This window comes from Streptomyces sp. NPDC046716, from assembly GCF_040645755.1.
GTDB lineage: Bacteria > Actinomycetota > Actinomycetes > Streptomycetales > Streptomycetaceae > Streptomyces.
The window spans coordinates 22510-30218 of record NZ_JBEYYU010000084.1; the positions used below are offsets into that span (position 1 = coordinate 22510).

The following is a 7709-nucleotide window of genomic DNA, read 5'->3' on the forward strand; positions in this document are numbered from 1 at the left end:
CGGCCCGCCGGTCAGGCGGGCGCCGACCAGCCGACGCGCGGGCGCGGCCTGCGCCGCGCACTCCACGGCGCCCGGGGCGCCGCGCCTGCCGCGGCCTCCTGGGCGTCGTCCGGTGCGGACGACCCGCGCAGCCGTACCAGCAGTACCGCCGTGAGGGCGGCGAGTTCGACCTCGTCCGGCCGTCCGCGGACCACCGCGAAGACCGGTTGTGTTCCGGTGGGCTCGTCCATGCCGACGATGGTGCGGCCACCCGCTCGAGAGGCGCTTGTGGCCGGATGGTGCTCCGGCTGGAACCCGACGGTGCCGCCCTCGCGTGCCGTGGAATCCGGGCCGACGACGCAACCGTCAGAACGCGCCCTGGCCGAGCGGCTCGGCCGGCTCCTCCGTGAGGTGCGCCAGCGTCGCCAGCTCCGCGCGGCGCGCCAGGAGCGGAGCGCCGGCCCAGTCCCGCTCGTAGGCTTCGGCGTCCTGCCACCACAGCAGGCCCGTGTACGCGTACGGATCCGCGACCGAGCGCAGCAGTTCGCTGCCGCCGAACCTCTCGTCGGCCAGGCACGCCCCGGCCAGGGCGCCGAAGGCCAGCTCGAACTTCTCCGGATCGCCGGTCACGGTGGCCCGGACGAAGACCAGCCGGGCCGCCCCCGCGGGCGTGCCGGAGCCCGCCACGGAGCCGACGCTGACCAGGAGTTCGGTGTGCGACGGCGTGGGATCCGAGGGCGCCGGCGTCGCGTGCACCACGCGCAGCAGCAGATCGAGGCCGCTCCAGCGGTCGATGTGCACATAGCCGCGGCGGCCGGTCAGCACGGCCGTCAGCCGTGAGACACAGCCGCGGCGGGTCTCCCGGCGGCGCGCGTGGTCGAGGAGTTCACGCTCGAACCGCGCGGCCGCGGGCGCGGCCGGATATCGCTCGACCACCGTCACTTGCGGATCACGCTGGGACACCGGCAGCTCCCTCCCCATACCGGCATATGCCGCCTGGGCGCATCCGACCACAGGCCGGTGGAGCCGCGCTGGAGTGCCCGCTGAGCGGCGTGCGTACGAGAGTTCCTCGAGGCTGCGGCGAGTCGCCCGGGCGAAGGTGACCCCTGACCAATCTCAGAAGGGACGGCACGACATGCCCGCTATCGGAGACAGCGGCGGCGGTGTGGCTCGAGGGACGCTCGAGCGACTGCTGCGGCCGGTGTGGAACGCACTGGTGGCCTACGGCTCCATGTGGCTGCCCGCCGAACAGAACCACGTCCTCCAGGAGTACTACCGCTCCTTGCCCGCGCCACCGCCCGCCGCACTGCTGACCATGCCCATCCCGGTCGACGCGACTGATTCTGGCCGCACGACCTTGAGCGCGTCTTGAGCCGAGCCGGTCGGGCCGTACGGACAGCGGGGCGCAGGGAGGACGGAGGCAATCATGACCACGGCGCCGACCACGGCGGACTCCGCGGAGGCCGCGGTGCAGGAACGCATCGCACGCCTGGAGTTCGATCTCGCGGGCCTCGACGATCCCGGCAACCCGCTGGGTGCCCAGCAGTTCCTCGCGGCCGACGAGCGACGCCAGTTGCTGCCGGCCGCGGAGCGACTGCTGGACGCCTTCGGGCTCAACGCCGAGTTCGTACCGCGGGAGTTGGGCGGCAGGCTCGACCGGCTCGACGCCCTGGCCCGAGTGCTGCGCGCGGTGTTCCGGCGCGACGCGGCACTGGGCCTCGGCTACGGCCTGACCTCGTTCCTGGCCGCCGTGGCCGTGTGGACCGGGGGCAGCACGGCCCAGCGCAGACACACGGCCGATCTGCTGCTGGCCGGCCACCGGATGGCCTGCGCCTACCCCGAGCCGCCCCAGGGCAACGCCTTCCTGCGCAACCGGCTCACCGCGCGGTCCGACACCGGCGGCTACCGTCTCACCGGCCGCAAGGAGGCCGTCAACAACGCCGCCGGCGCCCGGGCGTTGGTGCTGTTCGCACCCGGGCCCGAAGGCCCGAGCGCCTTCCTGGCCCCCGGCGTCGGCACGGGCGACGGACTGACGCTGCTGCCGCGCCGGACCACCGCGGGCGTACGCGGCTGTGTCATCCAGGGCCTCGCGTTCGACGGGTGGCGGCTGGCCGACGACGCGCTGCTGGGGCCCGCGGGCACCGGACTCGCGCAGGCCGAGGCCGTCTTCCCGCTCACCCGCGGCGCGGGCCTGTCGATGGCCCTCGGCTGCGCCGACACCGCGCTGCGCACCGCCACCGCCTTCGCCCGCTCGCGCCACGCCCGCAGCAGTGCCTCCCTGCACACCGCGAGCACGCGCGCCGCGCTGGTCCACGCCTTCGCCGATCTGCTGGTGTGCGACTGCCTCTCCCTGGTGGCGACCCGGGCGCCGCACCTGCTGCCCGCCGAGAGCCGGACGCTGGGCGCCGTCGCCAAGTACCTGCTGCCGACGGTCCTCAACGACATGATGGACGACCTGTCGATCGTGCTGGGCGTCGAGGCGTACGCGGGCGGCGGCAGCTACGGAACCTTCCGCAAGATCGCCCGCGACCTGCCGATGATCGGCCTCGGCAGTGCGGGCACCTCGGCCAGCCGCACCGAGATCGTCGCCCAACTGCTGCGCGTGCCCTCGCTCGCCCCGGCCGGCGATCCGGACCGGCTCGCCGCGCTGTTCCGCCCGTTCGACGCCGCGCTGCCGCCCTGGACGACGGGCGGGACCGCGGCCGACTGCGACTCCCTGCTCGACTCCGTCGCCCGGACCGCCGAGGCGGCCGCGGGGGAGTGCGGCCAGGCCCTCGCGGAGGCGGCGGGCATCCTCGCCGTCCAGGCACGCCTGCTGCGCGAGGCCTGCGCCGAACTCACCGCCGGCCCCGCCGACCGCCCGATCAGCGCCCGCGCCTACGCACTCGCCGACCGGTACGCCCTGGTCGTCGCCGGCGCCGCCTGCCTGGGGGTGTGGCGGCACCGCCCCGGCAGCGGCTTCCTGTCCGCACCGGCCTGGGCGGCGATGGCCCTGACCCGGGTCGCCTGCCGCCTCGACAAGTCGGCGGCCCGCCGGCTGTCCGCCGGGGCGGACGAACTGCTCACCGAACTGCTGCACCGCTTCGACGACGCCCGCAGCTACGACCTGTACGCGACCGCGCTCGGCCGCTGACCGCACGGCGGCCGCCACGCTCGACCCCACCGTGCCCGGTCGGCGCGCGGTGGCCGGAGAGGACCGTCATGGACGACCGGACCAGCACTGCACCGCTGCGGCACCGCGGCCCGGAACACTCCTGGGAGCCCCTGCGCCGGGCGGTGTCCGAGCGGGGGAGCGGCGTGGTGTTCGGGGCCGTCGACGACTGGCTGCCGCCGGATCTGGCCGACCCCGCGCTGATCGCCGCACTGGGCCCCGACCACGCCCGTCTGGTCCGGATGCCGCCCACGCGCGGGCGGGACCGGTTCGTCGCCGCCCGGATGCTGCTCAAGCACGCGTCGAGCGCCGTGCTCGGCACGCTCCCCGCCGAGCTGGAGCTCGCGTACAAGCCGGGCGGCCGGCCCTATCTGCGCGGCATCGACCAGCTCGACGTGGGCCTCAGCCACACCGAGGGGCTGCTCGTCGTCGGCCTGACCCGGTTCGGCCGGATCGGCGTCGACACCGAGCCCGCGGACCGCCGGATGCTCGATCTCGGCACCGAGGCCAGCGCCTGCACCCCGTACGAACTGGAGGAGCTGCGCCGGGTGCCCGCCCCGCTGCGCAACCGGGAGCTGGTGCGGCTGTGGACGCTGAAGGAGGCGTACAGCAAGGCGATCGGGCAGGGACTGAGGTTCCGCTTCACCGAGTTCGGATTCGGCCGGCTAGACGGCCGGGTCCGGCTGCTGAGCCCCGACGGCCTGCCCGGCACCGGGCCCGAGTGGTCCTTCGACAGCTGGCTGGTCGACGACGCCTACACCGTCAGCGCCGCCGTCTTCGACAGCGACTTCGGCGACCGGCGCGAGGACACCGGGCCGAAACCGCTGCTGCCGGTGCTCCGTGACCCGCGCTCCAGCGCCAGTTGAGCGTTCACCGAGCCCCTGCACCGACGCTCGGGTCGCGCAAGTGACCGAAAGGCGTGGGGGCGTGATCGCGCCACGAAGGGGGATGCGGTGCAGCACTCGCTGGCGGCACGACCGACGTCCGGCACGGACGGGATCCGGCTGTTCTGCTTCCACCACGCCGGCGGCGGTGCCGCGACGTTCGCCGGCTGGCAGCGGCGCACCGGCGACGGTGTGCAGGTGCTGCCGGTGCGGCTGCCCGGCCGGGAGACCCGGCACCGGGAGCCGCCCGTCACGGACGGCGCCCGGCTGATCGACGCGGTCGAGGCCGATCTGGCCCCGCTGCTCGACGAGCCCTACGCGCTCTACGGACACAGCCTCGGCGCCCTGGTCGCCTACCGGCTCGCCGAACAGCGGGTCCGCACCGGACAGCGGCCGCCCGAACTGCTCACCGTCGGCGCGTGCGCCGCGCCCCAGCTGTCCTCGCAGCTGCTGCGGGCGCTGCTCACCCCCGGGCTCCCCGACGAGGAGCTGATCGTGGCCCTCGGCGGCCGGGACAGCATCCCCGCGGTGCTGCGCGACCGGGCCGACCGGCTGGCCCGGACCCTCGCCACGCTGCGGGCCGATCTGTTCCTCGCCGAGAGCCTGCGCCGGCCGCCCGTCACCGCGCTGCCGGGCCCGCTCGACGCATACGCGGGCGCCGACGATCCGCTGGTCGGCGCCGACGAGGTGCGGGCCTGGCGGCGGTGCACCAGTACCCGCTTCCGGTTCCGCACCGTGAGCGGCACGCATTTCTTCGTACGGGACCGCGAGGTGCCCCGTGCGGTGGGCGAGGCGCTGCGTTCCGCGGCACCGCGCCACGTCGGCCGATCCTCGTAACCCAAAGGAGTCCCCATGGAAATCAGCGTGCTCGGACCGTTCAGGGCGACCCTGGCCGGCGTCCCGGTGCACCTCACCGCCGTCAAGCCGCGCAAGGTCTTCGCCCTGCTCGCGCTCCAGGCCGGGGAGGTCGTCTCGGTGGCCGCGCTGGTGGAGGAGGTGTGGGGCGAACATCCGCCGCGCAGCCTCCAGACCACCTTGCAGACGTACATCCTCCAGATCCGCAACGCCATCGCCGCCGCCCTCGGCGACGACGGCACCGGCGCGGGACTGCCCAACGGCGCCAAGAGCATCCTCGTCACCGAGCCGGGCGGCTACCGCCTGGACGTGCACGGCGGGATGCTCGACGCCCACGAGTTCGACGCCCTGTCCTCGGCAGGACACCGAGCCCTGGACCAGGGCGACTGGGCCGGCGCCTCCGCGTACTTCCGCCGGGCGCTGTCGCTGTGGCACGGCCGGGCCCTGGTCGACGTGCCCTGCGGCGCGCTCCTGGAGGTGGAGGCGACCCGGCTCGACCAGTCCCGGATGAGCGTGCTTCAACGGCGTATCGAGGCGGACCTGAGGCTCGGGCGCCACCATGAACTCGTCGGCGAGCTCTCCGGACTCGCCGCCCGCCATCCCCTGCACGAGGCGGTGCACGAGCAGCTGATGCTGGCGCTGTACCGCGTGGGGCGCCGCAGTGACGCCCTCACCGTCTACCGGCAGCTGCGCCGCTGCCTCAACCAGAGCCTCGGGCTCGATCCGTCCCCCAGCGTCGAGCAGCTGCACCGCGCGGTGCTCGACTCCTCGCCACAGCTCGATGTCGACATCACCGTGCCCGTCACGGGTCCGCAACTGGCGAGAGCCAACTGATCCCTCAGGAAGCGAGAGGAAAGCCATCGTGAGTGACATGACCCTGTCCGAACTGGGCGAGCTGCTGCTCGAATGCGTCGGAGCGCCGGAGGAGGGCATGGCCCTGGAGGGCGAACAGGCCCTCGACACCTCCTTCCTGGAGTTCGGGTACGACTCGCTGGCCCTGCTCCAGGTCACCAGCGTCATCAACCGCAAGTACGGCGTCGTCCTCGACGACGACGCGGTCGCCGAGGCGGAGACCCCGCGGATGCTGCTCCGGATGATCAGCGTCGCGCCGCGCGCCGGGGCGGTCCGGTGAGCGACGCCACCGGTCCGGTGCGCGTCGTCGTCACAGGGGGCACCAAGGGCATCGGCCGGGCGACGGCACTCGCCTTCGCCCGCGCCGGGGCCCGCCTCGTGGTCTCCTACGGCCACGACGACGAGGCCGCCGAGAAGCTGGCCGCGGAGCTGGCCGGCCTCGGCGCCGAGGCGGAGACCGTCCGGGCCGACCTGACCACCCGTCAGGGCGCGGCCGAACTGGCCCGCGCGGTCACCGCCCGGTTCGGCGCCGGCGGCCTCGACGTGCTGGTCAACAACCTCGGCGTCGACGGCCACCGGGCGTTCGCCGACCTCACCGACGACGAGTGGCGCCGGGTGCTCGACCACAACACGACCTCCGCCTACCTGGTCACCCAGGAACTGCTCGGCGCACTGGCCGAGGGCGCGTCGGTGGTCAACGTGGGCGCGTCGGTGGGACTGCGCGGCCGCCCCTTCGGCGTCCACTACAGCGCGTCCAAGGCGGCGCTCGTCGGGTTCACCCGGGCCCTGGCCAAGGAGCTCGGTCCGCGCGGGGTGCGGGTCAATCTGGTCGCCCCCGGCGTCACCGAGACCGAACCGGGCGGCGGCCCGCCGCCCCCGGTGGCCCAGAAGCTCGCCGCCCTCACCGCACTGGGCCGCCTCGGCCGCCCGGAGGACGTGACCGGTGCCGTGCTGTACCTGGCCGGGCCCTCGGCCGCGTACGTCACCGGCACCACCATCGAAGTCGACGGAGGAATCTGATGCCCTACGCAGCCATCATGTACCGGGTCAAGCCCGGCCACGAGGACGAGATCGCCGAGATCTTCGAGAACTTCCAGCGCGTCGACACCCCCGACTTCGCGGGCGCCGACGGGCAGGCGGCCGGGCGGCTGCTCGGCACCGCCGTCTTCGTCAAGGACGACGTCGTCGTGCGGTTCATCCAGTACGAGGGCGACGTCACGGCCATCGGCCGGCACATGGGCGCGCAGGCGGGCGTGCACTCGGCCGAGGCGCAACTCGTCCCGCTCCTGGCCGAGGCGCGCGACACCTCCACGCCCGAGGCGTTCGCCGCGCACTTCCGCAACTCCGTCATGCGCAAGGTCTCGGAGCTGAGCGTGGACACGCATCCCGCGGGGGCCACCGCGTCATGACCGAGGTGCTCGGCGTCGCCGCCCTGCTGGGCAGCGGCGTCACCGCGGGAGTGCTGTTCGCCGTCGCCCTGAGCGTGCTGCCCGCGCTCTTCGCGATGGAGACCGGCACCTATGTCCACGCGCACCAGCTGCTCGGCCGGAACTGGGACCCCACGATGCCCGTCATCGTGCTGTCCAGCACGCTGCTCGACATCGTGCTCGCGGTGCTGGCCGACGGCACCGCACCGCGCACGCTGTTCATCGTGGGCGCCGTACTGCTCCTCGGCGTCTCCGGCGTCTCCCACCTGTGCAACGTGCCCATCAACCGGCGGGTCAAGTCGATCAGCGACCCGGCGGACATCCCGGCCGACTGGGAGGACCCGCGCCCGCTGTGGCGCCGCTTCCACTATCTGCGCACCGTGCTGTCCGTGCTGGCCCTGCTAGTCAACGCGGCAGCCCTGACCGCCGTATGACGCACCATCAGTGACGAAGGCGAGGCCGCGCCCCCGGGAACCCCGGGCCGCGCACCGGCAGCGGTTCCTGGCCGAGCAGGGTTACGCGTACCGGATCGTCGACGCCGACGAACTCCTCGCCGAGAGC

General features: G+C 74.0%; 11 protein-coding genes. 9 read left to right on the forward strand and 2 right to left on the reverse strand.

Translation table 11 applies throughout. The features are described from left to right. Window positions 1-11: 11 nt before the first annotated feature. Window positions 12-230, reverse strand: coding sequence for an acyl-CoA carboxylase subunit epsilon (locus ABZ930_RS37750; RefSeq protein WP_361558789.1), 219 nt, complete (start codon window positions 228-230; stop codon window positions 12-14). A gap of 115 nt (window positions 231-345) precedes the next feature. Further along, window positions 346-942 (reverse strand): hypothetical protein, encoded by a 597-nt coding sequence (locus ABZ930_RS37755; protein ID WP_361558792.1) that lies wholly within the window; start codon window positions 940-942, stop codon window positions 346-348. Window positions 943-1114: 172 nt separating this feature from the next. On the opposite strand from ABZ930_RS37755, the gene ABZ930_RS37760 reads away from it, so the two are divergent. The 9 genes from ABZ930_RS37760 to ABZ930_RS37800 all read left to right on the forward strand — a co-directional run bounded on the left by ABZ930_RS37760 (window position 1115) and on the right by ABZ930_RS37800 (window position 7582). Beyond that, window positions 1115-1351, forward strand: coding sequence for a hypothetical protein (locus ABZ930_RS37760; RefSeq protein WP_361558794.1), 237 nt, complete (start codon window positions 1115-1117; stop codon window positions 1349-1351). Window positions 1352-1405: 54 nt separating this feature from the next. Beyond that, window positions 1406-3112 carry an acyl-CoA dehydrogenase family protein gene (locus ABZ930_RS37765; protein ID WP_361558797.1) on the forward strand — a complete coding sequence of 569 codons (1707 nt, stop codon included), beginning with the start codon at window positions 1406-1408 and terminating at the stop codon, window positions 3110-3112. Window positions 3113-3180: 68 nt separating this feature from the next. Then, window positions 3181-3996, forward strand: a complete 816-nt coding sequence (locus ABZ930_RS37770) for a 4'-phosphopantetheinyl transferase superfamily protein (RefSeq protein WP_361558800.1) — start codon at window positions 3181-3183, stop codon at window positions 3994-3996. A gap of 87 nt (window positions 3997-4083) precedes the next feature. After that, a complete protein-coding gene (locus tag ABZ930_RS37775) occupies window positions 4084-4851 on the forward strand; it encodes an alpha/beta fold hydrolase (RefSeq protein WP_361558803.1) in 768 nt (255 codons plus the stop codon). 15 nt (window positions 4852-4866) lie between these two features. After that, window positions 4867-5703, forward strand: coding sequence for an AfsR/SARP family transcriptional regulator (locus ABZ930_RS37780; RefSeq protein WP_361558806.1), 837 nt, complete (start codon window positions 4867-4869; stop codon window positions 5701-5703). Window positions 5704-5731: 28 nt separating this feature from the next. Beyond that, window positions 5732-6001 (forward strand): acyl carrier protein, encoded by a 270-nt coding sequence (locus tag ABZ930_RS37785; protein WP_361558809.1) that lies wholly within the window; start codon window positions 5732-5734, stop codon window positions 5999-6001. After that, window positions 5998-6741 carry an SDR family oxidoreductase gene (locus ABZ930_RS37790; RefSeq protein WP_361558812.1) on the forward strand — a complete coding sequence of 248 codons (744 nt, stop codon included), beginning with the start codon at window positions 5998-6000 and terminating at the stop codon, window positions 6739-6741. The genes ABZ930_RS37785 and ABZ930_RS37790 overlap by 4 nt, the downstream gene beginning before the upstream one ends. Beyond that, complete coding sequence (locus ABZ930_RS37795) at window positions 6741-7130, forward strand: SchA/CurD-like domain-containing protein (protein ID WP_361558815.1); 390 nt, start codon at window positions 6741-6743, stop codon at window positions 7128-7130. Before ABZ930_RS37790 ends, ABZ930_RS37795 begins: the two co-directional genes overlap by 1 nt. Next, window positions 7127-7582 (forward strand): DUF1772 domain-containing protein, encoded by a 456-nt coding sequence (locus ABZ930_RS37800; protein ID WP_361558818.1) that lies wholly within the window; start codon window positions 7127-7129, stop codon window positions 7580-7582. Before ABZ930_RS37795 ends, ABZ930_RS37800 begins: the two co-directional genes overlap by 4 nt. Window positions 7583-7709: the final 127 nt, after the last annotated feature.

Coding starts and splice junctions, on each gene's coding strand:
- ABZ930_RS37750 (WP_361558789.1), bottom strand. CDS start 230: ATGGACGAGCCCACCGGAACACAACCGGTCTTCGCGGTGGTCCGCGGA.
- ABZ930_RS37795 (WP_361558815.1), top strand. CDS start 6,741: ATGCCCTACGCAGCCATCATGTACCGGGTCAAGCCCGGCCACGAGGAC.
- ABZ930_RS37760 (WP_361558794.1), top strand. CDS start 1,115: ATGCCCGCTATCGGAGACAGCGGCGGCGGTGTGGCTCGAGGGACGCTC.
- ABZ930_RS37765 (WP_361558797.1), top strand. CDS start 1,406: ATGACCACGGCGCCGACCACGGCGGACTCCGCGGAGGCCGCGGTGCAG.
- ABZ930_RS37800 (WP_361558818.1), top strand. CDS start 7,127: ATGACCGAGGTGCTCGGCGTCGCCGCCCTGCTGGGCAGCGGCGTCACC.
- ABZ930_RS37770 (WP_361558800.1), top strand. CDS start 3,181: ATGGACGACCGGACCAGCACTGCACCGCTGCGGCACCGCGGCCCGGAA.
- ABZ930_RS37780 (WP_361558806.1), top strand. CDS start 4,867: ATGGAAATCAGCGTGCTCGGACCGTTCAGGGCGACCCTGGCCGGCGTC.